Here is a 25,446-nt window from a genome sequence, read left to right as displayed (position 1 = left end):
AACAGTTCATCATGAATGTCAACGGGGAAAAATAATTAATGCAATACCATCCATAGTTAGCGCAGGAATCATCACCCCTTGCGCCAAACACTCGCCAGCCACGGCTGCTGCTCTCTGGGCAACCCTGCCGGTCGAAAGTAATGTTCCAACTCAACAAAACCAGCCTCGGTCAGTAAGGCACGCCATGCTTGGAGGTCGTGATACGAGCCATACCGCTCTCCCTTCCAGCCCTCTTGGTTATGGCCCCGAGGATTAGAGCTGAACAACACGCCGCCCGGTTTCAGGCTGGCGCGCAGCTCACGCAACACCCGCGGCAGTTCCTGATTAGGGATATGAAACAAACAGGCGTTGGCAAAGATGCCGTCGAAGCGTTCAACGGGAAGATCAAGTTCGAGGAAGTTCTGTTTCAGGACCTCGCAGCCACTGTCGGTGCGTGCCATTTCGGCAAACCGCTCCGAACCGTCAAGACCGGTTGCAACGTGACCCATGGCGGTAAACGTCTTCAAATCCCGACCCGGCCCGCAGCCGAAATCCAGAATTTGCCACGGCTTGTCGCTGCGGATATGGCGTAGCAGGGCATCGATGTTCTGGCTCACGTCATGATCACGCGTACCCTCGCGAAAGCCCTCGGCCGTACTGTTGTAATTACCCAGCGTAGTGGAGGTGATTTGGGCGAGGTCCTGCGAATCAAGCTTCATGGCGGGCGGCAGTCTGAGCGGGGGAAGCCGTCAATATACCCCCGGACGAACCTGAATCAATCGTTCAGCGTTTGCTGATGACTAAATTCACAACCGCCTCAATGGTCTCGATGCAATCCCAATCCTCTTGAGCCACCTGCAATTGATATTGCCACTTCACCTGCATCATGAAGCACGTGAGGTCATCGTCGATGATTTCGAAATCGTGAATGAAGTTGGTCTGTGCTGTGACTTCGCTGCGAGGAATGAAGCCGATGATCGATACGAACAAATCAATGATGGCATCGGTTAGCTGCGATTTATTGTGCTCGGTTTCCATTTTTTGCCTCGTACGCACACAGTCCGATACTAACCAAGTCAAACGCTGCCAACCCGACCGCTACGAAAGGAATTCCCCGACCTATCACGCCAAAAACCCGGACGGTGCCAAAGGTCGCCTTCGCCAATTTCGCCACCGTCGGTTGCCTGATCAGGGTCCGCGGGAAGAAGCGCATTCCAATCAGGCTCGAAATATTTGTCGTCTTGCTCGACCCTGCGTGGACCCACGTACCTATGGCTGTTTTGCTGATGGGTATGCCGGCAGCAGCAGTAAGTGCTGTCGCCGTAGTCAGGCCGTAATGCTCTTTGGTACATCTCCATAATGTTTCGAATGTTGTGTCCGGTACCGGCGTGTTTCTACGTACTCCATTGATCACTTCATGGCCAATGCCGCCACTGGTCCAAGATTGCGACGGAAGAATCAATGTGCCCGGGCAAGAACTCATCATCGAACTACGTAGGCTGAACTCAACCCGGGTAGAGGGGCCAAGGTTTACCCCTTGTCGAATGATTTCCAGGTTTGCATCCATGACAGCGGTGGTTAGGTCTATTTCTTCCATGGTCTAGCTCCAAGCAGTGAAAGTAGCTTTCCTGCTCGGAGCGTAATTGATCATCTGCCCGGTTTTTCGCCTGATCTCACGTCGAGAGCTTTCTCTCACGTTTTATGGATGCGTCCTACAAAAAAGGGACAGATTTATTTAAGCGCACAACCTGCACACCGCACTTTCTGTAGGCGCGAATTCATTCGCGAGACGTCTGCAGAGCCGACAAGCATTCGGCGTCTGAATTATTTCTCGCGAATGAATTCGCTCCTACAGACAGTGTGCGTTCATAAGCCCTTAGCGCTTATCCAACCGCAACGCCAACCGATCCCCGCCCAACTGAATAACCGCCACCAGCGCCACCAGCAGCACAATCACTGTCAGCATCACCTGAGTGTCGAAGCGCTGATAGCCGTAGCGATAGGCGATATCACCTAAACCTCCCGCGCCGATGGCGCCGGCCATGGCCGAGGAGTTGATCATTGTGACGAGTGTGATGGTGAAGCCGCCGACGATACCCGGCAGCGATTCAGGCAGTAACACGTGCCAGACGATATGCCAGCGCCGACAGCCCATGGCCTGGGCAGCTTCGATCAGACCGTGATCGACTTCGCGCAGGCTGACTTCGGCGATGCGCGCGAAGAATGGCGTTGCGGCGATGGTTAGCGGCACCACGGCAGCCCAGACACCGTAGGTGGTGCCGACGATCAGTCGCGTGAAGGGGATCAGCGCGACCATCAGGATCAGAAACGGTACCGAGCGGAACACGTTTACGATGGCCCCAAGCACCCGATTCAGGTTTGGCGCCTCGTAGATGCCGCCCTTGCCGCTGGTGACCAGAATTACCGCCAGCGGGATGCCGAGAATCAGCGCGATCAGCGATGAGACGCCCACCATCAGGAAGGTGTCGATGACGCCTTGCAGCAAACGATCAAACCACATAGCCAAGCACCTTCGCGTGTTGCGCCAGCTTGCGGGCGCAAGTGAGCAGTTCTTCCGTTGAGAGAGGTGAATGGGCAATCGCCAGTACCAGATGCCCAAGGGAGCGACCTTGAATGCGCTCGACACCGCCGTGCAGCAAGCTGACTTTGCCGCCAAAGGCGCTGAACAGCGCCGACAGATCAGGCTCACTGTTGTCGGCGCCACTGAATTGCAGGTCCAGCACCAAGGCCGCATCGGGCTGCTGGGGATGGACGTGAAGGCGGGCTTGCAAGTCCTCCGGCAGAGCGTGTTGCAGCGGCGCGAGCAAGGTCTTGCTGACTTCGTGTTGCGGATCGCCGAAGACTTGCCAGACCGGGCCTTGCTCGACGACGTGGCCTTGCTCCAGCACCACGACCCGGTCGCATATTTCGCGGATCACCGCCATTTCGTGGGTGATCAGAATGATCGTCAAACCCAAGCGCTGATTGATCGCGCGCAGCAGCCCCAGAATCGATTGCGTGGTTTCCGGGTCAAGAGCTGAGGTGGCTTCATCGCACAGCAAAATCGCCGGGTCGTGCACTAAGGCGCGGGCGATGCCGACACGCTGCTTTTGCCCGCCCGACAACTGCGCCGGATAGGCCTTGTGCTTGTCCTGCAACCCCACCAGTTCCAGCAGTTCGGCCACTTTGCGCTGGCGCTGATCCTTGGGGACGCCTGCGACTTTCAACGGCAGCTCGACGTTTTGCCACACGGTCTTGGCCGACATCAGGTTGAAGTGCTGAAAGATCATGCCGATGCGCCGACGCAGTTCCACCAGCGTGTCTTCGTTGAAGTCGCCGATGTCCACTTGATCGATCAATACCCGCCCCGTGCTCGGCTGCTCAAGGCGGTTGATGGTGCGGATCAGCGAAGACTTACCCGCGCCACTGCGGCCAATGATCCCGAACACCTCACCGCGCTGGATATCCAGATCAATGTTTTGCAGTGCGTTGACCGGCCCCTGATGACCTTGATAGGTCTTGCCCAGGCCAATGAAACGCACATGGGCGCGGCTCTTGTCCGGGTGCAGTTGAGCGTGCTCAGCCTGGTGGGCAATGGGTTTCAGAGGGACCTGCCGTTGTACCGTCGCGTTCATGTTCAGTCCTTCCAGCCGACTTGGTACAGAGTGCCGTTGACCCTGTCCAGCGAGGCGCGGACAACCGGCGAGTGCTGGTAGATGTCGATGAACTTGGCCAGCCGCGGGTCATTCTTGCTCTCTGGCTTGATCACAAACTGAATCACGTATTCAGGGTGATCGAGGCCGTCAAACAAGATCGCCGAGCCTGCGTCGAAGGTTTTCGACAGACGAATGTAGGCGGGGTAGCCCTGCACCAAATCGGCGTCGTCATAGGCCCGAACCAGTTGCACGGCTTCGACCTGAATCAGTTTGATCTTCTTCGGATTGGCGGTGATGTCATCTTCGGTGGCTTTGTAGCCGACACCGGGCTTGAGGGTGATCAAGCCAGCCTTGGCCAGCAATTGCAGGCCCCGGCCGCTGTTGATCGGGTCGTTGGCGATGGCGACTGTGGCGCCGGTCGGCAGCTCATCGAAGCTTTTGTACTTCTTCGAATACAGGCCGACGTTATTGATGACCCCCGGCGCATACGGCACCAGATTGAACCCGGCCGCTGCCTTGGCGTTTTCGAGAAACGGAATGTGCTGGAAGTAGTTCACGTCGATATCACCCGCCGCGAGGCTGACGTTGGGTGCGATCCAGTCGGTGAACTCGACGAGGTCGACCTTCAGCCCTTGCTTGTCGGCTTCAGCCACGGCGGCTTCCAGCGGGATGGCGAAAGCTGCAGTGGTACCGACTTTGAGCGGTTTGTCGGCGGCGTGGGTGCTCAGCGTCAGAACGCTGAGGGCCAGGGCGATGAGGGTTTTTGTCATGTTCGGTAGTCCGGTGATTTGTTGGGTTCAAAGGCAGCGGCGTCGGTGAGTCAGTCTTCGCGGACGGGTCCGCTCCCACGGTTCAATTGCGGTTTGCTGTGGGGGCGGACCTGTCCGCGAAGGCGTCATATCAGGCTGTGAACATCATGATTCTGTGTTGCGATATCCCGCCCCCGCATGCCGATCCGGCAATCGCGCGCCGCCGTCCGGAAACAGCTTCTCGCGCAAGGTGCCGTGGTCGTACGCAGTCTTGTACGAGCCGCGCCGTTGCAACTCGGGAATCACCAGATCAATGAAATCCTCGTAGCTTTCCGGCGTGACGATGCGCGTCAGGTTGAAGCCATCCAGCCCGGTTTCGTCGATCCACGATTCCAGCTCATCGGCCACCTGCTCGGGGGAGCCGATCAACGTAAAGTAACGCCCGCCCAGCGCGTGCTGATCGAGCAGTTTTTGCCGGGTCCAGTCGTTGTTCTTGAGGATCTTGGTCGCCGATTGAATGGCGTTGCCCTTCACGTGCTGGATCGGCTCGTCCAGCTCGTATTCGGCGAAATCAATGCCGGTAGACGCCGCGAAATGCGCCAGACCCGCTTCGGCGCTGGCGTATTCCAGATATTCGGCGTGCTTGGCGCGCGCTGCGTCTTCGGTTGCGCCAACGATCACGTTCAGACCCATGAATACCTTGATGTCGTCAGGGTTTCGGCCTGCGGCCTGGGCGGCGGCGCGTACCTTATCGACTTGCTCCCGAGTCGAGGTTTTGTTCTGGCCGCTGATGAACACGCATTCGGCGTTGGTGCCAGCGAACTGCAAACCGCGCTCCGAACTGCCCGCCTGGAACAGCACTGGCGTGCGCTGCGGGGAGGGTTCGCACAAGTGATAGCCCTCCACCTGATAAAACTCGCCCTTGTGCCGAACCTTGTGCACTTTGCTCGGCTGGGCATAAACCCGGGCTTGGCGATCTTCAATGACCGCATCGTCTTCCCAGCTGCCTTCCCACAGCTTGTAAAGCACCTCCAGGTATTCATCGGCCTGATCGTAACGACGGTCATGCTCGATCTGCTCATTCAGCCCCATGGCCTTGGCCGCGCTGTCCAGATAGCCGGTGACGATGTTCCAACCCACGCGACCGCAGCTCAGGTGATCGAGCGTCGACATGCGACGTGCGAACAGATACGGCGCTTCGTAGGTCAGGTTGGCCGTGAGCCCGAAACCGAGGTGTTGGGTGACCGCAGACATGGCCGAAACCAACAGCAGCGGATCATTGACCGGCAGCTGGATCGACTCCTCAAGCGTCACATCCACGGAGTGTTGATAAACGTCGTACACGCCGACGATGTCCGCGATGAACAGCCCGTCGAACAAGCCGCGCTCCAGCAACTTCGCCAGATCAGTCCAGTATTCAACGGTTTTGTACTGGGTCGAGGTGTCACGCGGGTGGGTCCAGAGACCGTGATTGATGTGGCCGATGCAGTTCATGTTGAACGCGTTGAGGAGGATCTTTTTCTTACTCATCAGATGGTCCCCCGACGTGGCGGATTGACGTCATTGAGATAGAAGTTGCCGATGGCGTGGTACTTCCAGCGCACGGGATCGTGCAGCGTATGCACCCGCGCATTGCGCCAGTGGCGGTCGAGGTTGTACTCGGCCAGCGTTGCTTGTGACCCAGCCAATTCAAACAGCGTGCTGCCGGCAGCGAGCGAGACTTCGGTGCTGATGGCGCGGGCTTCGGCCACGGCAATCGACGCCGCTGCCACGTTATCGGCGCTGCTGTCGGCCTGGGCGCGATCGAGGTATTCGCCGGAACGTTCGAGCAGCGCTTCGGCGGCGTGCAGGCGGATGCCGAGCTTGCCGAAGCTGTGCAGCGTCAGCGGATCGTCAACGGCTTTCTCAATGCCTGAATCAATCCAGGGCCGAGTGCGAGTGCGAACGAAATGCAGCGCATCTTCAAATGCTGCGCGGGCAATGCCGGTGTCGATGGCCGCGTGAAGAATTTGCGCCAGCGGGCCAACGGTGGTCGGGCGTTCGAACGCCGTTTGAAACGGGACCACGTCTTGCGCGCTGACAAACACGTTGTCGAACACCACCGAGCCGCTGCCAGTGGTGCGCTGACCAAAGCCGCTCCAGTCGTTAATCACGGTCAGACCGAGCGCATCGGCGGGTACGAAAGCCAGTTGCTGAATGCCGTCATCATCGATCACCGATGTCGGAATACGCTGCGCATACAGCGCGCCGGTGGAATAAAACTTACGGCCATTGATCCGGAATCCCTCACCGTCGGGGCTCAAACGTGTGGTCCGGTCATGGGCATTCTTAGTGCCCAGTTCGGCCAGTGCGTTCCCGAAGCGTTGACCGCAGAGGACTTCCGCGAATAAACGTCGCTGCTGCTCGTTGCTGCCGTTCACCCGCAGCACTTCGAGCGCGTAAAAATGATTTTGTGGGATTTGTCCCAGCGAGCCGTCGGCTGCGGAAATGATGCGAATGACTTCGGCCAACGTGACGTAGGAAACGCCCGCGCCACCGAAGGCTTTTGGCACGCTGATACCCCAGAGGCCGGAGCGTGAAAACTGCTCCAGTTCTTCATGGGGCGAGCGGCGTTCGCGATCGCGCACGCTGCTGCCTTGTTTGAAATGCGCTGCCAACTCATGGGCGATATGCAGCGCTTGTTCGTCGTCTTTGACGACCACGATGGGGGCTGCCGTCTGGGTTTCAGGCAGCGAATGAGTCAGGCTCATAAAATTGATTCCAGTGGTCTGGTTAGATCCAGGAGTGGCGGGCAGGCAGGGCGCCGTTCAGGTGATAAGCGCCGACGGCGTGGACCTTCCACCGCACCGGGTCGTGCAGGGTGTGGACCCGCGCGTTGCGCCAGTGCCGGTCGAGGTTGAATTCGGCAAGGGTGGCGCGGCTGCCCGCCAGTTCGAACAGCTTCTCGCTGGCGAGCAGGGCGATTTCGGTGGTGAGCACCTTGGCTTCTGCCACAACGATGGAGGCTCTGGCGGCGGATTGCTCAGTGATCGGGCTGGCGGCAATGTCATCCAGTACGCGACCCGCTTTGCGCAACAGCGCTTCAGCCGCGTGCAGCTCGAGCTTTAATTTGCCGATGTCGGCGATCACATAAAGGTCATCGCTGGCGCGCTCAACATTGGCCTCGATCCAGGGGCGGGAACGCTCTTTCACGAACCTGATGCTGTCGTCGATGGCCTCACGCGCGATACCTGCGTCGATGGCGGCCTGAATCAATTGAGACACAGCCCCCTGAATGCTCGGAGCCAGACCCAGCTTCCAGTTTTCGATCACCAGATCGCCGCTCACGCGTACGTTCTCCAACAGCACGGTGCCGCTGGCGGTGGTGCGTTGGCCGAAGCCGGACCAGTCATCGACGATGTGCAGGCCGGGCGTACCGCGCTCGACGAAGACCAGCACCTGCTTGCCCTCGTCGTTCAACGCCTTGACCGCGACCCAATGCGCAAACAGCGCGCCGGTGGAGTAAAACTTCTGCCCGTTGAGTAGGAATTGATCACCGTCAGCGGTCAGACGGGTGCGGATATCCAGGGTGTTTTTGGTGCCGCGCTCGGGGCCGCCATTGCCAATCCGCCATCCGTGAAGAATGCCGGCGAACAAAGCTTTTTTCTGCGCTTCGCTGGCGCTGCCAATCAGCGAGTTGAGAATACCGAAGTGGTTTTGTGGGATTTGCCCGACAGCAGGGTCTGCCGCTGACAGAATCCGGAACACCTCGGCAACCGTGACGAATGACACGTGGGCGCCACCATAAGCGCGCGGTACCGATATGCCGCCCAGACCACTGCGGGTAAATTGCTCGATTTCTGACCAGGGTAATTGCCGGTCTCGGTCGCGTTTGGCCGCGCTCAGGCGCACCGAGGCAGCCAGCTGGTGGGCAGCGGCGAGGGCTTCGGCGTCATTGCGCAGTACGGTGGTAGGCAACAGGGGAGGCGCGACGTCCAGGGTGTGCTGGACGGAACCGGCGCTCAGATCAGTCATGGTGGCGACCTCTGCAAGCGCTCAATGCCCTGGCGTTATACACGGGGGTAATTGTGAAAATGACCATGCGAACCTCGAGAAAAAACCGCGAGAGCGGCGAAGAAACTGACGAAGGTCCGGTGGTCCGGTGCATATACCCTAAGCGCGTATAAAAACTAAATAAACTCTGATTTTGGAATAAGCATAGAAGGTGAAGGTCGGGCTGGCCCGAGGCGCATCTGGGGAGCGGCGGTTAGCGTCAGGTCGTTTGGGCGTAGGCCAGACAAGAACTGAGTATCAGCGTCAGGAGCATGTACTTTACGATGCGTCTGCTGTTCATGAGTGAGCCTCTATTGAAGGATTCACCGAAGGCTAGCAGCGCTTGACTGCTCAGTTGTTGGGCTGAATGTAGGGCGAAGTTTTAAATAATGTGGGAAGTTTCTGTAAGGACGAATATGTGTGCACGGGTTCCCATTTAATGGCTGCACCCTCTTTCTTACCGCTGTTGCGCTCGACGCAGTCAGAATTAGTCGTTGAACCCTGGCTACGCCGGCGCAGAGATAATCGCAACCGCTAAACCTCGCATGCAGTTTGTTCAATAATCTGAACCTTGATGAATCGCGGCGGAGCCCATCTCGAATTGTTGCCCACGCGGTCGATGATGCAATAGGTCACTTCATGATGCTCGTCCGTGCCAGCTTCTTTGATGAGCGAGCCAGGAATATGAAACGTGATGGGCTTGCCAATTTGATCGTGAATGACTACGGGCAAATCAATGCGTGAATCACCCCAGCGCAGTGTTATTTCGTCATAAGCGTCCATGTTGGGATACGGCTGGATCACCACGTCAATGCCCTTGTTGATGCATTTATGGGCCAGCCCGTCGCGCATTATGGCCGCAGGAAACGATAAGGCTGGCAATCCTTGGTTTTCGTCCAGCGTGGGCTCGATCAACTGCCCGCCGGGCGGATCCAGCTTGACCCACAGTTTGCTGGACGGCGATTGAGCCAGTGCGCCGCCTATCTTTTTCACGCTGTACCAGGTTTTAACCTTGCCGGTGTTGAGGAAGCTTTCTGGTACGTGAAGTATTGAGGTGTAGCCAATGTCGGACGCTGTCAGCACTTTCGATGCGACGTAACAATCGCCCCAGAACAGTTCGATGAGATCGCCAATATCCATGTCGGGATAAGGGTCGATGTTGACGGCGACATTGCATGCCGCAGTAAGGCCGATCCCGTGTTTATTGGCTTGTGGAAGATAGGGCGCGAACAGTTTGAGATGTACGAATTTGCTTGGGTCGTAGGTCATGTCAGAACACTCTTTCAGGGTAGCGCTGGTTATCTGGAGTAAGGGTGCAGCGCCTTGAGAACGCACTAATGGCGCAAGTCTTTCAACGGGGATTAGTACACGCTGAGTGCGGACTTATGGCAAACATTACAATCAGTCTCAAATTGCCAGTTGATAGTTATAAACGGCCGTGGCTGTGAGTCCTGAGGTAATTGAGTTTTCAAGCGTCTGTCAATGGCGATGTTCGGGTTGTGCTACAAAATTCATAAATCAAAGATACGTCCTACAGTTTGATCGTCGAATTGAAATTTATGAAGAGAGTTATTCCTACTCGCTGTAAGAGATGTTTTCCCTAAGCGTAGGAAGTTGCGCGATATAGCTCGCCGCGACGGTCGAAGAGCGCAGTGCCGGGATTTAGCGGTTTGCCGTGTCGGAATTGATTTGCAAAGTTTACGGCGCAAAGCTCGATTGATCCCGCCAATGTCGATTGGCCTGATTGATCCAGTCTTTAGATGGGATAAAACTTGTGGAAATGTGAGGCCGTAAGAAGCGGCGCTGATTAGCGCCGTTTTTGGCAGTGCGTGTGTAGGATCAGTTCCTGCTGCGCTCGAGGAATTGTCGGGTGCGCTCTTCTTTCGGATTGGCGAACAACGCTTTGGCGTCGCCTTGTTCGACGATCACGCCCTTGTCGATGAACACCACCCGATTGGCCACATCCCGCGCAAAGCTCATCTCGTGGGTGACGATCACCATTGTGCGTTTCTCCTCGGCCAGGGCCCGAATCGTCGTCAAGACTTCGCCCACCAACTCCGGGTCCAGCGCCGAAGTCGGTTCGTCGAACAGTATGACTTCCGGCTCCATCGCCAGCGCTCGCGCAATGGCCACCCTTTGCTGTTGGCCGCCTGACAAGCGACGCGGATAGGCGTCCTCCTTGCCGGCCAATCCGACTTTCGCCAGCAAACTACGACCCAATGCCAGCGCCTTTTCCTTGTCCATCTTCTTGACCACAACCGGGCCTTCGATGACGTTCTCCAACGCGGTGCGATGAGGGAACAGGTTGAAGTTCTGGAACACGAAGCCTACGTGCTGGCGCAGTTGACGTATCAGGCCTTGTTGCTGGCTCAGTGGACGACTGCCATCGATCTTGATGTCACCTACCACGATGGTGCCGCTGGTGGGCTCTTCGAGAAAATTCAAGCAGCGCAGCAGCGTGGTTTTCCCCGAGCCGCTGGGCCCGATGATCGCCACCACTTCGCCGGGCTCGACGCGCAGGTCGATACCCTTGAGCACTTGAACCCCACGGAATTCCTTCGTCAGTTTTTCAACCACGATCATCTTCAGGCCTCCACGTCATGACGATTGACCCTGGTTTCCAGGCGGTTCTGGAAGTGCGACAGGATCGTGGAAAGAACCCAATACATGAGCGCAACGGTGAGGTACATCGAGAAAATTTCGAAGGTGCGCGACGAAATCAGCTGCGCCTGACGGAACAGCTCAGGCACCTGAATCGTCGCGGCCTGGGCAGTGTCCTTGACCAGCGAAATGAAGCTATTGCCCAACGGCGGCAAGGCGGTGCGCGCAGCTTGCGGCAAAATAGCCCGGCGCATGATTTGCGCGCGGGTCATGCCGATACTGGCGCCTGCTTCCCATTGCCCCCGATCTACCGAAGAGATCGCCGAACGCAGGATTTCACAGGCGTAAGCGCCCATGTTCAGCGATAACCCGATCAGCGCGGCGGGAATCGGGTCAAGCTCGATCCCCAGCTGCGGCAGGCCGTAATAGATCATGAACAGCTGGACCAGCAGCGGCGTGCCGCGAAAGAACGACACGTAAACCCGAGCGATGCCGCGCACGATCGTTAAGCGCGACAGGCGCATCAGCGCCAGGCCGAAGCCCAGCAGAAGGCCGAAAACCATGCTGCCCAGGCTCAAGGGAATGGTGTACATCATCCCCTTGAGCAGGAACGGCAACGATTCCCAGAAGAGCTGGAAAAACGATTCGATCATTTAGTTACATCAGCCTGGAAGTACTTCTGCGACAGCTTGGCGAGAGTGCCGTCCGCGCGCAGTTTGTCGATGGCCTTGTCGATAGCGGCCAACAGTTCCGGCTCGCCTTTGCGCAGGGCGATACCCGCTTCCTGACGAGAGAACGGTTCGCCGGAAACGGCCAGGGTGTCCTTGGTTTTGCCAACCAGTTCCAGTGCTGCCAGGCGGTCGACCAGAATTGCGTCGATACGGCCTACGCGCAGGTCTTGGTATTTGGTTGGATCGTCGTCGTAGGTTTTGACGATGGCGCCCGGCACGTTTTCTTTGAGCCATTGCTCATAGTTGGTGCCCAGGCCGACGCCGATCTTGTGGTCTTTCAGGTCAGCTGCTGTCTTGAATTTGTCCGCGTCTTTCTTCTGTACCAGCGCCTGAATACCGGAGATGGTGTACGGCGTAGAGAAGTCGTACTTCTTCTTGCGCTCGTCGGAGATGGTCACTTGGTTGATGACAACGTCCAGACGCTTGGATTCCAGAGCGGCCAGGATGCCGGCCCATGGGGTCGCTTGCAGCTGGACTTTCACGCCCAGCTCCTTGGCCAGCGCTTCGGAGAACTCGACTTCGAAACCGGTCAGCTTGCCGTCGGCGTCGACAAAGCTGAACGGTGGATAAGTGCCTTCCAGACCAACTTTGAGGGTGCCGTTCTTTTTGATCGTATCGAGTTGATCACCAGCAATGGCTTGGCTGACCAAACCGGTACCCAGTACCAAGCTAAATGCCGACAGTAAAAAAGTCCGGCGAATTGCAGACATGTTCATGAGAGTCCCCTGTTTATTGGAATGTCAGGCAAGAATCAAACCTGAACGAAAGCTACTGTGGCCCTGAAAGTTTATCCAGCTTTTTCAGTGGCCTGCCGGGCTACGACCGCTGTGCTGATGTGGATGATAAGAGCGCGGCTATAGGAATAAAAATAATAAAAACTGCCGAATTTATACCATTTGAATATATAACCTTGCCCGATCTGTAGGAGCGAACTTGTTCGCGAGGCGACATGCCTGAAACACCGCTTCGGGCCGCCTCGCCAACAAGTTGGCTCCTACAGACCGCTACTGCTCGGAAAAAACGTCTGGATAGGCAAACAACGCTGGCGCACCGCCTGTGTGTAGAAAGATGATCGGACCGTCGTTGAAGCGTTGCCGACCGAGGCCATCGAGCAACCCCGCCATGGCCTTGCCGGTGTAGACCGGATCCAGCAACAGACCTTCCTGACTCGCCACCAGCTTGATCGCAGACAGGGTGCCGGCGTTCGGCTCGCCATAGCGCGGCCCGAAATATTCGTCCCACAGCTGCACCTTGAAAGCCGAGGGCAATGGCACACCGAGCAACTCGGCAGTCCGTTCGGCCAGGCCTTGCACTTTGGGCGCTTGGGTTTCCTCGGGACGAGACACGGTCACGCCGATCACCGGCAGGTGCGGCAAGGCTTCGGCCAACGCCAGTGCCAGGCCGCTGTGGGTGCCGGCGCTGCCGGAGGCCAGGACCACGGCGGCAAATTCAAGCCCGGTCTGTTGAATCTGCTCGGCCAACTCGAAGCCGGCGCGTACATAACCCAGCGCCCCCAAGGCATTCGAGCCACCAATCGGCACCAGATACGGCTTCTTGCCGCTGGAGCTCAAGCGCCCGGCCAGTGCTTGCAACTGCGCGTCGGCATCGTCCAGATTTTCCACCAGCTCGACTTTGGCGTCGAACAAGTCCAGCAGCAGACGATTGCCGTTACTCAGGTAGTTGCTGTCGTCGGTGCCAATAGGATTTTCCAGCAGTGCCACACAGCCAAGGCCCAGCTTGGCAGCGAGTGCGGCCGTTTGGCGAACATGGTTGGACTGAATCGCGCCAGCGGTAATCAGCGTGTCGGCGCCCTGAGCCAAAGCATCGGCGGCCAGATATTCAAGTTTGCGCAGCTTGTTGCCGCCCAGCGCCAATGGCGTGATGTCGTCTCGTTTGACGTAAAGATCGCGCCCGGCCCACCTCGACAGACGCTCGAGCTTTTCCAGCGGCGTTGGAGCGCCGAGCAATTGAAGACGGTTAAAGCGCGCGAGTTGTTCTTTGATCATGATGGTGGTGAGTCTTCAAATGAGTCGCAGGACCGGTCGCAGGACTATAGGCAGACGATTCCTACAGGGCAACCAAACGATTACTTACGGCCTATGCTCTAAAGCCTCACGAAAATTGTTATTTTTTCGCCGTAAAAGATTGCCGTAGAGTGGCGCAACCGTCGGCTGGGTCTTGGCAGATGCACCGTCAAATTGAGGAGAAACCTGCGTGAGCACTATTCCCGAACCGTCTTCAGAGGCTTGCGCCGAAGGCTTGACCGGTCATTGGCAATTGCACCGGATCGTCGGTGAGCTGCGCGCTGCCCGTGATGATTGGCGCACCCTCAACGGGCGTGTCAGTGGCGAAATGGGCGGTCGTGAGCTGCCGTCCCGCGAGGCCATGCGCGATATTCTCGAATCCCTGAGCGGGGCGTTGTTCCCAATGCGATTGGGTCCGGTCGATCTGCGTGAAGAGAGCGAAGACTTCTACGTCGGCCACACCCTCGACGTCGCTCTTAACTCGCTCTTGCACCAGGCGCGTCTTGAATTGCGTTATGTCGCACGTCAACGCGGGGAAGACGCGAGCTGTGCCGACGTGCATGCCGAGCGGCTGATTCAGGATTTCGCCAGTGCCCTGCCAGCAATCCGCAGGATTCTCGACACCGATGTGCTTGCGGCATATCACGGCGATCCTGCCGCGCGCAGCGTCGATGAGGTATTGCTGTGCTATCCGGGGATTCTGGCGGTGATTCATCATCGGCTCGCGCACCACTTGTATCGCAATGGCCTGCCGTTGCTGGCCAGGATCAGTTCGGAGCTGGCTCACTCGGCCACCGGCATCGACATCCACCCCGGTGCGCAGATTGGTCCGAGCTTTTTTATTGATCACGGAACGGGTGTGGTCATCGGCGAAACTGCGATCATTGGCGAGGGTGTGCGCATCTATCAGGCAGTGACTTTAGGCGCCAAGCGCTTCCCGGCAGACGAAGATGGTCAGTTGCAGAAGGGCCACGCCCGCCATCCGATCGTTGAAGACGATGTGGTGATCTACGCCGGCGCGACGATTCTGGGCCGGATTGTCATCGGCAAGGGTTCGACTATCGGTGGCAATGTCTGGCTGACGCGGGGCGTGCCCGCCGGCAGCAACGTCAATCAGGCCAGCCTGCAGCATGATGACGGCAGTCAAAAGTAAACGGCCGAAGTCGGAGCTCAATCTGTAGGAGCGAACTTGTTCGCGAAGCGTCTCGCCCGTTGAACGCGCTCGCCGACAAGTTGGCTCCTACAGGGTTTTGGCGATCTGCGCGGTCAGTAAACCTGCCTCCGACGAGTGGGAACGATCCCTTTATCCCGCACGTCTTAGCCTCGCGTCAGCCAGCGTCCAAAGGCCGTCAATTGGTCCTTTTGTAGCTATTTGTGTTTTAATTGAACGCTCGTTCAATATAAACCGGTGGTTCGCTGCCCGCTCACAACAGGAGGCTTACCCTTGCCGTACCCGCTTTTTTCTTCTCACGTCCGATTCACCGACGCGTGCCGCACATGAGCGCCGTCAACGCTCACTCCAGCTCACCGGTGCGCATGAATGGGCCGGTTTTCTATTTTGCAGCCAGCTTCATTCTGATATTCGGCATAGTCGTCATCACTTTTCCAGAGGCCTCTGGGGCATGGTTGTTGGCGGCCCAAAACTGGGCTGCCAATACGGTCGGCTGGTACTACATGCTGGCGATGACCCTGTACCTGCTGTTCGTCGTGTTCACGGCGCTCTCCGGCTACGGCAAGATCAAGCTCGGCGCCGACCATGACGAGCCCGAGTTCAGCTATCTGTCCTGGGCCGGCATGCTGTTCGCCGCCGGGATCAGCATCACACTGTTTTTCTTCTGCGTGTCCGAACCCCTGACTCACATGCTTCAGCCGCCCCAAGGTCAAGGCGGCAATCCGGAAGCTGCGCGGCAGGCCATGCAGCTGCTGTTTCTGCACTGGGGCCTGCACGGTTGGGGGGTATTCGCGTTCGTCGGCATGGCGCTCGCGTATTTTGCTTACCGCCACAACCTGCCGCTGGCCCTGCGCTCGGCGCTGTACCCGCTGATCGGCAAGCGCATCAACGGCCCGATCGGCTACGCGGTGGACGGTTTCGGCATCATCGCGACGATCTTTGGTCTGGGCGCCGACATGGGCTTTGGGGTGTTGCACCTAAACTCCGGGCTCGATTACCTGTTTGGCGTCCCGCACACCCAATGGATTCAGGTGGGGCTGATCACGCTGATGATGGGCGCAGCGATTCTGGTGGCGATTGCCGGTGTCGATAAAGGCGTGCGCGTCATGTCCGATATCAACATGCTGCTGGCCTGCGCGTTGCTGCTGTTTGTACTGTTTGCCGGCCCCACTCAGCACTTGCTCAATACGCTGGTGCAGAACATCGGCGATTACCTGGGCGCGTTGCCGGTCAAGAGTTTCGACGTCTACGCCTACAACGAGAAGAGCGACTGGCTCGGCGGTTGGACCGTGTTCTATTGGGCCTGGTGGATCGCCTGGTCACCGTTTGTGGGCCTGTTCATCGCCCGTATTTCCCGTGGTCGTACCATCCGCGAGTTCGTCTGTGGCGTGCTGTTGATCCCGCTGGGTTTCACGCTGGCGTGGATGTCGATCTTCGGCAACAGCGCCATCGATCAAGTGCTCAACCACGGCATGACCGCCTTGGGCCAGGCCGCCATCGACGATCCGTCCATGGCGTTGTATCTGATGCTGGAAAACTACCCGTGGAGCAAAACGGTCATTGCCGTCACGGTGTTCATCAGCTTTGTGTTCTTTGTGACGTCAGCCGATTCCGGCACCGTGGTGTTGTCGACCCTCTCGGCCAAAGGCGGGAGCCCTGACGAAGACGGGCCTAAATGGCTGCGTGTGTTCTGGGGCGTGATGACTGCATTGATCACCAGCGGGCTGTTGTTCTCCGGCAGTATCGATGCGTTGAAGTCCGCAGTGGTGCTGACTTCGCTGCCGTTCTCGCTGATTTTGTTGTTGATGATGTGGGGGCTGCACAAGGCGTTCTACATGGAGTCACAGCGTCAGATCGCGCAGTTGTATTCGCTTGCGCCCGTGTCTGGCGCCGCTCGACGGGGCGGCTGGCGACAGCGTTTGACTCAAGCAGTGGCGTTCCCGTCCCGTGACGAGGTGTATCGCTTCCTTGAGCAGACCGTGCGCCCGGCGATTGAAGACGTCACGGCGGTATTCGCTGAGAAGGGCTTGAGCGTCGTCACCCAGCCGGACCCTGAAAATCACACGGTAGGCCTGGAGATTGGCCACGGCGAAGAGCGTCCGTTCATCTATCAAGTGACGATGCGCGGCTACTTCACGCCATCGTTCGCTCGAGGTGGAATGGGCTCCAAACAGCTGAACAATCGACGTTACTACCGCGCTGAAGTGCATTTGAGCGAGGGCAGTCAGGATTACGATCTGGTGGGCTACACCAAAGAACAGGTGATCAACGACATCCTCGATCAATACGAGCGGCACCTGCAGTTTTTACATTTGGTGCGCTAGCGGCGGGTTACTCTGTGGCGGACTCCATACAAGATATTGCTGACAACAAGAGAGGATTCGATGACTTATATTGCTGCCGAAAACCGTTACGACGTCATCCCTTATCGCCGCGTCGGGCGCAGTGGTCTGGTGCTGCCAGCACTGTCGCTGGGGCTGTGGCATAACTTCGGCGACAGCACGCCAATCGATACCCAGCGCGCCATGTTGCGTACTGCGTTCGATCACGGCATCAATCATTTCGATCTGGCGAACAACTATGGCCCGCCGTATGGCAGTGCCGAGGTCAACTTCGGTCGTTTGCTCAAGGAGGATTTTCAGCAGTACCGCGACGAGCTGATCATCTCCACCAAAGCCGGTTGGGACATGTGGCCTGGGCCGTACGGTCAGGGCGGCGGTTCACGCAAATATGTGCTGGCGAGCCTGGATCAAAGCCTGCAGCGCATGGGGCTGGATTACGTCGATATTTTCTACTCGCACCGTTTCGACCCCGACACTCCGCTGGAAGAAACCGCCAGCGCGCTCGCCACTGCGGTGCAGCAGGGCAAAGCGCTGTACATCGGTATCTCGTCCTACTCGGGCACCAAAACCCGTGAGATGGCAGCACTGCTTAAAGAGTGGAAAGTCCCGCTGCTGATTCATCAACCGGCCTACAACATGCTCAATCGCTGGATTGAAAAGGACCTGCTTGACGTCACAGAAGAGGTGGGCGCGGGCGTGATTGCTTTTACCGCGCTGGCTCAGGGGTTGTTGTCGGATAAATACCTGAACGGCATTCCAGAAGATGCTCGGGTCAATCGTCCGGGGGGTGGTTCGTTGCAGGCCTCGCACCTGTCCGAGCAGAACATTGCCCATGTGCGAGCCTTGAACGAGATCGCCAAGCGTCGTGGTCAAAGCCTGGCGCAAATGGCTCTGGCCTGGACGCTGCGTGATCCACGGGTGACCACCTCGTTGATCGGCGCGAGTCGTCCCGAGCAGATCATCGAGAACGTCGGCGCATTGAAAAACCTCGAATTCAGCCCGGAAGAGCTGGCTGAAATCGATGGGTTTGCAGTGGAAGGCGGGATCAATCTGTGGGAAAAACCGTCAACGGCGGAGTGATGCGATAACCCTGTAGGAGCGAACTTGTTCGCGAGACGCCGTATCTGACATACCGCGTCGATTGGCTCGCCAACAAGTTGGCTCCTACAGATCAGGGGCGGTTACGCCTCATCCCCATCATCGTCATCCCCACCATCGATCTTCATGCCTAACTCCTTGATCTTGCGGGTCAAGGTGTTGCGGCCCCAGCCCAACAATACAGCGGCGTCGCGACGGCGGCCGGCGGTGTGCTTGAGGGCTGTTTCGATCATGATGCGTTCGAAGGTCGGCACTGCGCTGTCGAGCAGACTGGACTGGCCGCGAGCTAGTGCTTGATCGGCCCACTGACGCAGCGCTTGTTCCCAGTTGGTGACTGGCGCCGAGTCCTGAGGCAGGCTCAACAGTTCTGGCGGCAGGTCGCTGATGTGCACTTCACGACCCGAGGCCATGACGGTGATCCAGCGGCAGGTGTTCTCCAACTGACGAACGTTGCCCGGCCACGGCAGGTGCTTGAGGTATTCCTCGGTTTCGGTCTTCAGCAGTTTCGGCTCGACCGCCAGTTCCTGCGCCGCGCGAGCCAGGAAGTGTCTGGCCAGCGTCGGAATGTCTTCCCGGCGATCGGACATGCGCGGGATGTGAATGCGGATAACGTTCAGGCGGTGGAACAAGTCCTCACGGAACTTGCCAGCTTGCACCAGGGTTTCCAGATTCTGGTGTGTCGCGGCGATGATGCGTACATCGACCTTGACCGGCGTATGACCGCCAACACGATAGAACTCACCGTCCGCCAATACACGCAACAGGCGCGTCTGGGTGTCAGCTGGCATGTCACCGATCTCGTCGAGAAACAGCGTACCGCCGTCAGCTTGCTCGAAACGACCGCGGCGCAAGTTGGCCGCGCCGGTAAACGCGCCTTTCTCGTGGCCGAACAGCTCGGATTCCATCAAATCTTTCGGGATCGCCGCCATGTTCAACGCAATGAACGGCGAGGCTGAACGTGGGCTGTGGCGATGCAGGGCGTGGGCGACCAGTTCTTTACCGGTACCCGATTCGCCGTTGATCAGCACGGTGATGTTGGAGTGGCTCAAGCGCCCGATGGCGCGAAACACTTCCTGCATCGCCGGCGCTTCACCGATGATTTCCGGGGTACGGGTCAGCGTGGGTGCGACTTCCAGGCCTTGTTGCTCTTGAGCGTGCTGATTGGCGCGCTTGACCAGCGAGACCGCTTCATCGACGTCGAACGGCTTGGGCAGGTATTCGAACGCGCCGCCTTGATACGAGGCCACTGCGCTGTCGAGGTCTGAATGGGCGGTCATGATGATGACGGGCAAACGCGGGTGCGACTCACGAATCCGTGCCAACAGATCCAGACCACTGGCACCGGGCATGCGGATGTCGGAAATGATCACGTCCGGCTGCTGACGCGCAAGACGACTCATCACGCCATCGGCGCTGTCGAAGCTCTGCGTGGTCATGCCCTCTTGTTGCAAGGCTTTTTCCAGTACCCAGCGGATGGAACGGTCGTCGTCGACGATCCAGACAGTTTCACTACGGCTCATGTCGAAGCTGCTCCTTGTTCCAGCGGCAAGAAGATCGAGAACGTGGTATGGCCAGGATGGCTCTCACACTCGATCAGCCCCTGGTGCTGACTGATAATGTTCTGGGTGATGGCAAGACCGAGCCCCGTACCATCCGGGCGGCCGCTGACCATCGGGTAAAAAATGGTTTCTTGTAGCTCGGCAGGAATGCCGGGCCCGTTGTCGATGATTTCGATCTTGCTCACCAGCCGGTGACGAACGTGACCGATGGTGAACTGACGCATAGCGCGGGTTCGCAGGCTAATGCGGCCCAGTCGAAGTTCGTTCTGTCCACTGATGGCTTGCATCGCATTGCGCACGATATTGAGCACGGCCTGAATCATCTGCTCGCGATCGATCAGTACGTCGGGGATGCTCGGGTCGTAATCGCGCACTAACGTGATGCAGCCCTGGCTTTCGGCCTCAACCAGACTGCACACGCGCTCTAGCACTTCATGCACGTTGGTCATGGCCAGCGACGGCAGCTTGTTGGAGCCGAGCATGCGGTCCACCAGGTTCCGCAGGCGGTCGGCTTCCTCGATGATGACGTTGGTGTAGTCCTTGAGGCTTTCTTCGGGCAGCTCGCGTGCCAGCAGTTGCGCGGCGCCACGAATGCCTCCGAGCGGGTTTTTGATTTCATGCGCCAGGCCGCGTACCAGCATTTTGGTTGTTTCCTGCTTCGACAGCTGGGCTTCTTCCTTGGTGATCCTGAGCAAGCGATCACGGGGGTGAACCTCCAGCAGGAGCATGGTTTCGCCCTGCGACAGAATCGGTGTCACCGCGTAGTCGACAGTCAAGGTCTGACCGGTCAAGGCGGTGAGCATGGCTTCACGCTTGGTGAAGGGGTGGGCTTGCTCGACTGCCTGACGCAGGGAGCTCAGCGCTTCGGCGGATTCGGTAAACAGCTCGCTGATGAATTGCCCGTGACTGCGCTGTCCGCTGATCGCCAGCAGCATCTCGGCTGCCGGGTTCATGTACTCAAGGCGCAAATCCGAGTTGAGCAGAATGGTGGCAGTGGTCAAGTTGTCGAGTAACAATCGGTGCAGCGTGTCGCTGATAGTCATGAACGTCGTTGACCTCTTTTGGCACATTGCACATCGGGCGGGCCCGAAATCGCAGGCACTGGTTGGTCTTCGTCAGCGTCGTAAAGCCGCTGAAGGGTGCGGATTTATTGCTTATCTGTAAGAAAATGCAAAAACCAAACCAAAGCTCCGAAAAGAAGCGTTATTTCAGTCGATCCGGACTTTATTTGGACAGAGTGCGCCACCACACGGCAAAAGCACATGATTGTCGAACCAAAATGGGCTGTCTTGCGCGTGATTCGTTCAGCTTGCGCACCATGATGGGGCGAGGAGTGGTGAGGTTCAAGGAGTCAGAAAAACGGGAGGATGCTGCTTTCTTCTTCGGGTTTGTCTTTGAGTGGGCACTCGGGACGGACCCCGTAATCTTCCTTGGCACACGGTTGGGTCATGCGCTTCTGGGCCAGAGAAATTCGCAGCATATGAAACGGCTGGTTGGGTGTGCGCTCTGCCACCCGGCCGTACTGGTCAACGATTTCAACCGAAAGCTGATGGGTGCCGCGATCGATGTTGCTCAGCGAGAACACTGGGCTTCGTCCTGCTGCGCCGTATGGGGCGCCGTCGAGCAGCAAGCGGTAACTGTGGCCTGGTTGCAGGGCTGGATCGTTGGTGACGGTCACAATCAGGTTGCCCTGCACGTCACGGATCGTCGCATCAGGCTCGGGCGCGAGAATCCGCAGCAGCTGATAGACGAACAGTGGAGGCGGTGTTCGACTGGCGGATTTGGGCGGTGGTTTTTTAGGCGGCACGGCCATGTTGTTGCTTGGGGCGATGTCGACTTTTTTCGCGTTGCGGTGCGGCTGATCGGTGTAGACCCGATTACCTTCTGCGTCGATGTAGGTGTAAACGTCGGCCAGCGCCGAATGCCCCGCAGCCATCAACAGGCAGATTACTGCGCAGCGCACATACCAGCGGCTGCCGAGAACCAAGCAGTCAAGGCCTGCCGACATGAACTCGTTGCACCGTAAGTGTCACTGTTTGACTGGTCTGGATGGGTTGCCGATCCTGCAGAACCTGAACCGCCAGGCTGTGTTCCCCTCGGTCCAGTTCCGTGAGCTGAAGGCGCGGGACGTTTGTAGGCTGACCATATGGAGCGCCGTCCAGCAGCAACTGCAGCCGATGCCCTGACTGCAGGCGTGGATCGATTTTTACGCCGACGGTGAAGGTGCCGTTGTTGGCGCGCAAAGCTTCATCGTCAGGCAGATCGGTCAGTTGCAGCGTCTGGTAAGCCGCGCTGCTTTGTGCCGGGCTGCTCTCGTTTCGCCCGGCAGACGGTTGCACCGCCGGGACGACCGTGTTGACGCTTTTCAACGGAGGCAAATTCACGGTTTCAGCCTTGGTGCCGTTGGGCGGCTGACTGCTGTAGGCCGTATTGCCATTGGCGTCGGTGTATTTGTAAATCTGCGCAACTGCGGGCAACGAAAACAACAGCAGCAAGAGGATGAGGCTTTGACGCATGAACGCTCCAATGACAACGACCAGGTCAACGAGTCGTGACCAGGCGCCTACTGTGACAGTGGCATCTCCGGGGTGCCAGCATAGAACACAACCAGCTCCACAGCGCTATCGCCTGTCACACCGCGATGCACTTTATCGACGATTTCGGGCAGAACGTCACCCGGCGCGAGCGTTATCGACTGACCACTTTCCCTGGCCTGCACCGTTAAGTTTCCAGAGACCACATACGCCGCGTTGGGCATGGGATGTTGATGCCATTTGAGCGCTGTATTGGCAGGAATCTTTATGTTGAGCACGGTGAGTTCGGGTTGGCCGGCCGGATATGCGGTATAGGGCGTGCCGTCCCAGGACGAGGTGGTTTTCAGCAACACGGCAGACTGAACCGCCTGAGGTGCTTGCGCCGCACATCCGCCCAGCATAAATACGGTTGCTGCAATCAACATGCATGATTTGTTCACGAGCGGTTTCCTTTCCGGGATGAAGTACACAGCTCGCCGGCCGCGCGCAGCATAGCGATGGCAACTACAGGGTCTGTCACCTGCCGTTCTGTAACGTTTTTTACCCACGTTGGGCAGTCCACGTCTTTGCGATACGGGACGAATGCTGCATACGTGCTCAGCAACTCTGGCTGTAAACTGTCCAGTCTTGCTCGTATGTTATTCGCCAGGTTTTGCCCTGATTTCTCCGGTGCGGTACCCGTTGCGTGCCATTGCGCCAGGCGTGCGTACTGCACCAATTTGTTGGCTTCAATTTGCGCCGTCATGAGTTGACGGACGTCATCCTTACCAAGCCCGAACTCGCTAGCCTTGGACGTTGCGTCCGCGATGACTTGTTTCTCGCGATCAGTGTCTTGCACAGGTTTGCCGCTGTACCACTTGCTCAGTGCAACTTCTTCACCGATGTCGATTCGCTGTTTGATCTTGATGATCAGTGGGGTCAATGCTTCAGGGGGAAGTGTGCGCGTAGCATCGGCCGCCTGCAGAGGTAACGAGGGGAGCGCAAGCGCCAATGCGGCATATGCGAAGAGGTTTCTCATAGCGGTTCCGTGTGAAATAAGTTGATGCCCAGGCCAATTCGCAGCATGGGCGAGGCATCAAGTATTACGCTTCACGCAGATGCAGGTGCGGTAACGGGATACCACCACACAGGTTGTTTTTTCAGTTCAGACTCTCCCGCTTGGAAAGCAACGTCTCGCGACTGCCTTCGGATTTGGATTTGAACAGATGTCCGTGCCCAAGGGCAGGCGTTTGTTCCGGAAACAAAAAAGGCCTCCCGAAGGAGGCCTCTCTTTACGTCGATACAGCCGACGTGACTGGATTAGCAGCTGTAGTACAGCTCGTATTCCAGTGGGTGTACGAAGGTGCGTACTTTGATTTCTTCTTCGCTTTTCAGGGCGATGTAAGCGTCGATGAAGTCGTCGCTGAAAACGCCGCCTTTGGTCAGGAACGCACGACCTTTGTCCAGCTCTTCCAGGGCTTCTTTCAGGCTGCCGCAAACTTGTGGGATCTCTGCAGCCTCTTCAGGTGGCAGGTCATACAGGTTTTTGTCAGCTGCGTCGCCAGGGTGGATCTTGTTCTGGATGCCGTCCAGGCCAGCCATTAACAGTGCAGCGAACGCCAGGTACGGGTTAGCTGCTGGATCCGGGAAGCGTGCTTCGATACGACGGCCTTTAGGGCTGTTGACGTAAGGAATACGGATGGAAGCGGAACGGTTGCGAGCCGAGTAGGCCAACATTACCGGTGCTTCGAAGCCTGGGACCAGACGCTTGTACGAGTTGGTCGCCGGGTTGGTGAAGCCGTTCAGCGCCTTGCCGTGCTTGATGATGCCACCGATGAAGTACAGAGCGGTGTCAGACAGGCCGGCATAGCCTTCGCCAGCGAAGGTGTTCTTGCCATCTTTGGAGATGGACATGTGAACGTGCATACCCGAACCGTTATCGCCGTACAGAGGCTTAGGCATGAAGGTAGCGGTGCGGCCGTAAGCGTCGGCAACGTTGTGCACGACATACTTGAGGGTCTGAACTTCGTCAGCCTTTTTAACCAGCGTATTGAATTTCACGCCGATTTCGTTCTGGCCAGCAGTTGCCACTTCGTGGTGGTGAACTTCGACGACCTGGCCCATTTCTTCCAGGGCGTTGCACATTGCGGTGCGGATTTCGTGGTCGTGGTCGAACGGTGGAACCGGGAAGTAACCGCCTTTGATACCTGGACGGTGGCCCTTGTTACCGCCTTCGATGTCGGCGTCGGACATCCACGAACCTTGTTCAGAGTAGATCTTGAACATGGAGCCGGAGATATCGGATTTGAATTTCACTTCGTCGAAGATGAAGAATTCTGGCTCTGGGCCCGCGAATACGGTGTCACCGATACCGGTGGACTTCAGGTATTCCTCGGCGCGGTGAGCGATGGCGCGTGGGTCGCGATCGTAACCTTGCATGGTCGAAGGTTCGATGATGTCGCAAACGAGGATCAGAGTCGGCTCTTCGGTGAACGGGTCCAGAACGGCAGTTTCGTCGTCCGGCAGCAGGATCATGTCGGAGGCTTCGATGCCTTTCCAGCCAGAGATGGAGGAACCGTCGAACATTTTGCCGACTTCAAAGAAGTCGTCTTCCAGCGCATCGCGAGCAGGCATGGTCACGTGGTGCTGAGTGCCTTTGGTGTCCGTGAAGCGCAGATCAATCCACTTAACGTCATGATCTTTGATGAGTTGAACCGACTTCGACATGTTGTCCTCCGGGGTGGATTAGGGCTGGGTAGTTGTACGCCCTTTAATTTGGGTGATGCCGGGCGCGATAGTCGGCCAAGGCAACCTGCCTCACAAGGGAGCAATTTGCATGCCAGTGCCCTGTGTTGGGTTTTCTGGTCTTATTAGCGGCTTTGCGCTCACAAAACGGCGCATTTATGAAATATGCCGCACCTTATTGGTGCTGTTTAAATCCTAGTGGTGCCGTTTTGGTGCGCTGATGATTCGCTGCACGATAACTGGTTA

24 protein-coding genes are annotated in these 25,446 nt (G+C 57.6%); 3 read left to right on the top strand and 21 right to left on the bottom strand.

All coding sequences use genetic code 11. The features are described 5' to 3' along the window. Window positions 1-71 precede the first annotated feature (71 nt). The 14 genes from ACWKWM_RS14980 to ACWKWM_RS14915 form a co-directional block, all read right to left on the bottom strand. Window positions 72-698, bottom strand: a complete 627-nt coding sequence (locus tag ACWKWM_RS14980; RefSeq protein WP_483846877.1) for a class I SAM-dependent methyltransferase — start codon at window positions 696-698, stop codon at window positions 72-74. 64 nt (window positions 699-762) lie between these two features. Next, the gene (locus ACWKWM_RS14975) at window positions 763-1,017 is read right to left on the bottom strand and encodes an acyl carrier protein (RefSeq protein ID WP_483846876.1); all 255 of its coding nucleotides are present in this window, start codon (window positions 1,015-1,017) and stop codon (window positions 763-765) included. Next, window positions 998-1,576: a hypothetical protein gene (locus ACWKWM_RS14970; protein ID WP_483846875.1), complete on the bottom strand. Its 579-nt coding sequence runs from the start codon at window positions 1,574-1,576 to the stop codon at window positions 998-1,000. The genes ACWKWM_RS14975 and ACWKWM_RS14970 overlap by 20 nt, the downstream gene beginning before the upstream one ends. Before the next feature lie 279 nt (window positions 1,577-1,855). Then, window positions 1,856-2,500 (bottom strand): methionine ABC transporter permease, encoded by a 645-nt coding sequence (locus ACWKWM_RS14965; protein ID WP_483846874.1) that lies wholly within the window; start codon window positions 2,498-2,500, stop codon window positions 1,856-1,858. After that, window positions 2,490-3,614 carry a methionine ABC transporter ATP-binding protein gene (locus ACWKWM_RS14960; protein WP_483846873.1) on the bottom strand — a complete coding sequence of 375 codons (1,125 nt, stop codon included), beginning with the start codon at window positions 3,612-3,614 and terminating at the stop codon, window positions 2,490-2,492. Before ACWKWM_RS14960 ends, ACWKWM_RS14965 begins: the two co-directional genes overlap by 11 nt. A gap of 2 nt (window positions 3,615-3,616) precedes the next feature. Then, window positions 3,617-4,405, bottom strand: a complete 789-nt coding sequence (locus ACWKWM_RS14955) for a MetQ/NlpA family ABC transporter substrate-binding protein (protein WP_483846872.1) — start codon at window positions 4,403-4,405, stop codon at window positions 3,617-3,619. 144 nt (window positions 4,406-4,549) lie between these two features. Further along, window positions 4,550-5,914, bottom strand: coding sequence for an LLM class flavin-dependent oxidoreductase (locus tag ACWKWM_RS14950; protein ID WP_483846871.1), 1,365 nt, complete (start codon window positions 5,912-5,914; stop codon window positions 4,550-4,552). Next, window positions 5,914-7,134: an SfnB family sulfur acquisition oxidoreductase gene (locus ACWKWM_RS14945; protein ID WP_483846870.1), complete on the bottom strand. Its 1,221-nt coding sequence runs from the start codon at window positions 7,132-7,134 to the stop codon at window positions 5,914-5,916. The genes ACWKWM_RS14950 and ACWKWM_RS14945 overlap by 1 nt, the downstream gene beginning before the upstream one ends. Window positions 7,135-7,156: 22 nt before the next feature. After that, window positions 7,157-8,398, bottom strand: a complete 1,242-nt coding sequence (locus tag ACWKWM_RS14940; protein WP_483846869.1) for an SfnB family sulfur acquisition oxidoreductase — start codon at window positions 8,396-8,398, stop codon at window positions 7,157-7,159. Window positions 8,399-8,950: 552 nt separating this feature from the next. Then, on the bottom strand, window positions 8,951-9,685 hold the full coding sequence (locus ACWKWM_RS14935) for a hypothetical protein (protein WP_483846868.1): 735 nt from the start codon (window positions 9,683-9,685) through the stop codon (window positions 8,951-8,953). 570 nt (window positions 9,686-10,255) lie between these two features. After that, window positions 10,256-10,999: an L-cystine ABC transporter ATP-binding protein TcyN gene (gene tcyN / locus ACWKWM_RS14930; RefSeq protein WP_483846867.1), complete on the bottom strand. Its 744-nt coding sequence runs from the start codon at window positions 10,997-10,999 to the stop codon at window positions 10,256-10,258. A 2-nt stretch (window positions 11,000-11,001) separates the two neighbouring features. Further along, on the bottom strand, window positions 11,002-11,667 hold the full coding sequence (gene tcyL / locus ACWKWM_RS14925) for a cystine ABC transporter permease (protein WP_483837332.1): 666 nt from the start codon (window positions 11,665-11,667) through the stop codon (window positions 11,002-11,004). Next, window positions 11,667-12,464, bottom strand: coding sequence for a cystine ABC transporter substrate-binding protein (gene tcyJ, locus ACWKWM_RS14920; RefSeq protein ID WP_483846866.1), 798 nt, complete (start codon window positions 12,462-12,464; stop codon window positions 11,667-11,669). Before tcyJ ends, tcyL begins: the two co-directional genes overlap by 1 nt. A gap of 288 nt (window positions 12,465-12,752) precedes the next feature. Next, entirely contained in the window at window positions 12,753-13,754 is a 1,002-nt protein-coding gene (locus tag ACWKWM_RS14915) for a D-cysteine desulfhydrase (RefSeq protein ID WP_483846865.1), read from the bottom strand. Window positions 13,755-13,971: 217 nt separating this feature from the next. Here ACWKWM_RS14915 and epsC point away from each other — a divergent pair, with 217 nt between their 5' ends. The 3 genes from epsC (at window position 13,972) to mgrA (ending at window position 18,365) form a co-directional block, all read left to right on the top strand. Further along, window positions 13,972-14,925 carry a serine O-acetyltransferase EpsC gene (gene epsC, locus ACWKWM_RS14910; RefSeq protein WP_483846937.1) on the top strand — a complete coding sequence of 318 codons (954 nt, stop codon included), beginning with the start codon at window positions 13,972-13,974 and terminating at the stop codon, window positions 14,923-14,925. A 383-nt stretch (window positions 14,926-15,308) separates the two neighbouring features. After that, window positions 15,309-17,267, top strand: coding sequence for a choline transporter BetT (gene betT / locus ACWKWM_RS14905; protein WP_483846936.1), 1,959 nt, complete (start codon window positions 15,309-15,311; stop codon window positions 17,265-17,267). Window positions 17,268-17,327: 60 nt separating this feature from the next. Beyond that, on the top strand, window positions 17,328-18,365 hold the full coding sequence (mgrA, locus tag ACWKWM_RS14900) for an L-glyceraldehyde 3-phosphate reductase (protein WP_483846864.1): 1,038 nt from the start codon (window positions 17,328-17,330) through the stop codon (window positions 18,363-18,365). 101 nt (window positions 18,366-18,466) lie between these two features. Here the strand turns inward: mgrA and ntrC are convergent, their stop codons facing one another. The 7 genes from ntrC to glnA form a co-directional block, all read right to left on the bottom strand. Continuing rightward, window positions 18,467-19,903 (bottom strand): nitrogen regulation protein NR(I), encoded by a 1,437-nt coding sequence (gene ntrC, locus ACWKWM_RS14895; protein ID WP_483846863.1) that lies wholly within the window; start codon window positions 19,901-19,903, stop codon window positions 18,467-18,469. Beyond that, a complete protein-coding gene (gene glnL, locus ACWKWM_RS14890; protein WP_268798505.1) occupies window positions 19,900-20,985 on the bottom strand; it encodes a nitrogen regulation protein NR(II) in 1,086 nt (361 codons plus the stop codon). The genes ntrC and glnL overlap by 4 nt, the downstream gene beginning before the upstream one ends. Window positions 20,986-21,293: 308 nt before the next feature. Beyond that, entirely contained in the window at window positions 21,294-21,905 is a 612-nt protein-coding gene (locus tag ACWKWM_RS14885; protein WP_483846935.1) for a DUF4124 domain-containing protein, read from the bottom strand. Between the two features lie 28 nt (window positions 21,906-21,933). Further along, window positions 21,934-22,458: a DUF4124 domain-containing protein gene (locus ACWKWM_RS14880; protein WP_483846862.1), complete on the bottom strand. Its 525-nt coding sequence runs from the start codon at window positions 22,456-22,458 to the stop codon at window positions 21,934-21,936. A gap of 47 nt (window positions 22,459-22,505) precedes the next feature. Continuing rightward, complete coding sequence (locus tag ACWKWM_RS14875) at window positions 22,506-22,901, bottom strand: cupin domain-containing protein (protein ID WP_483846934.1); 396 nt, start codon at window positions 22,899-22,901, stop codon at window positions 22,506-22,508. 11 nt (window positions 22,902-22,912) lie between these two features. Next, complete coding sequence (locus ACWKWM_RS14870; protein ID WP_483846861.1) at window positions 22,913-23,494, bottom strand: chorismate mutase; 582 nt, start codon at window positions 23,492-23,494, stop codon at window positions 22,913-22,915. 281 nt (window positions 23,495-23,775) lie between these two features. Further along, window positions 23,776-25,182, bottom strand: a complete 1,407-nt coding sequence (gene glnA / locus ACWKWM_RS14865) for a glutamate--ammonia ligase (RefSeq protein ID WP_483837250.1) — start codon at window positions 25,180-25,182, stop codon at window positions 23,776-23,778. Window positions 25,183-25,446 lie beyond the last annotated feature (264 nt).

The sequence above is a fragment of the Pseudomonas rosaeacicularis genome (assembly GCF_057128745.1).
Note: the sequence above shows the minus strand (reverse complement) of the source record. Positions and strands in the feature narration are given on the sequence as shown.

Bases quoted from the DNA above. Each gene is read 5' to 3' on its own strand.
- ACWKWM_RS14965 (WP_483846874.1), bottom strand. From the start codon at position 2,500: ATGTGGTTTGATCGTTTGCTGCAAGGCGTCATCGACACCTTCCTGATG.
- ACWKWM_RS14960 (WP_483846873.1), bottom strand. From the start codon at position 3,614: ATGAACGCGACGGTACAACGGCAGGTCCCTCTGAAACCCATTGCCCAC.
- ACWKWM_RS14915 (WP_483846865.1), bottom strand. From the start codon at position 13,754: ATGATCAAAGAACAACTCGCGCGCTTTAACCGTCTTCAATTGCTCGGC.
- ACWKWM_RS14880 (WP_483846862.1), bottom strand. From the start codon at position 22,458: ATGCGTCAAAGCCTCATCCTCTTGCTGCTGTTGTTTTCGTTGCCCGCA.
- glnL (WP_268798505.1), bottom strand. From the start codon at position 20,985: ATGACTATCAGCGACACGCTGCACCGATTGTTACTCGACAACTTGACC.
- ACWKWM_RS14870 (WP_483846861.1), bottom strand. From the start codon at position 23,494: ATGAGAAACCTCTTCGCATATGCCGCATTGGCGCTTGCGCTCCCCTCG.
- ACWKWM_RS14945 (WP_483846870.1), bottom strand. From the start codon at position 7,134: ATGAGCCTGACTCATTCGCTGCCTGAAACCCAGACGGCAGCCCCCATC.
- betT (WP_483846936.1), top strand. From the start codon at position 15,309: ATGAATGGGCCGGTTTTCTATTTTGCAGCCAGCTTCATTCTGATATTC.
- ACWKWM_RS14875 (WP_483846934.1), bottom strand. From the start codon at position 22,901: ATGTTGATTGCAGCAACCGTATTTATGCTGGGCGGATGTGCGGCGCAA.
- tcyN (WP_483846867.1), bottom strand. From the start codon at position 10,999: ATGATCGTGGTTGAAAAACTGACGAAGGAATTCCGTGGGGTTCAAGTG.
- ACWKWM_RS14935 (WP_483846868.1), bottom strand. From the start codon at position 9,685: ATGACCTACGACCCAAGCAAATTCGTACATCTCAAACTGTTCGCGCCC.
- ntrC (WP_483846863.1), bottom strand. From the start codon at position 19,903: ATGAGCCGTAGTGAAACTGTCTGGATCGTCGACGACGACCGTTCCATC.
- ACWKWM_RS14975 (WP_483846876.1), bottom strand. From the start codon at position 1,017: ATGGAAACCGAGCACAATAAATCGCAGCTAACCGATGCCATCATTGAT.
- ACWKWM_RS14955 (WP_483846872.1), bottom strand. From the start codon at position 4,405: ATGACAAAAACCCTCATCGCCCTGGCCCTCAGCGTTCTGACGCTGAGC.
- glnA (WP_483837250.1), bottom strand. From the start codon at position 25,182: ATGTCGAAGTCGGTTCAACTCATCAAAGATCATGACGTTAAGTGGATT.
- tcyJ (WP_483846866.1), bottom strand. From the start codon at position 12,464: ATGAACATGTCTGCAATTCGCCGGACTTTTTTACTGTCGGCATTTAGC.
- ACWKWM_RS14970 (WP_483846875.1), bottom strand. From the start codon at position 1,576: ATGGAAGAAATAGACCTAACCACCGCTGTCATGGATGCAAACCTGGAA.
- ACWKWM_RS14940 (WP_483846869.1), bottom strand. From the start codon at position 8,398: ATGACTGATCTGAGCGCCGGTTCCGTCCAGCACACCCTGGACGTCGCG.
- ACWKWM_RS14980 (WP_483846877.1), bottom strand. From the start codon at position 698: ATGAAGCTTGATTCGCAGGACCTCGCCCAAATCACCTCCACTACGCTG.
- mgrA (WP_483846864.1), top strand. From the start codon at position 17,328: ATGACTTATATTGCTGCCGAAAACCGTTACGACGTCATCCCTTATCGC.
- ACWKWM_RS14950 (WP_483846871.1), bottom strand. From the start codon at position 5,914: ATGAGTAAGAAAAAGATCCTCCTCAACGCGTTCAACATGAACTGCATC.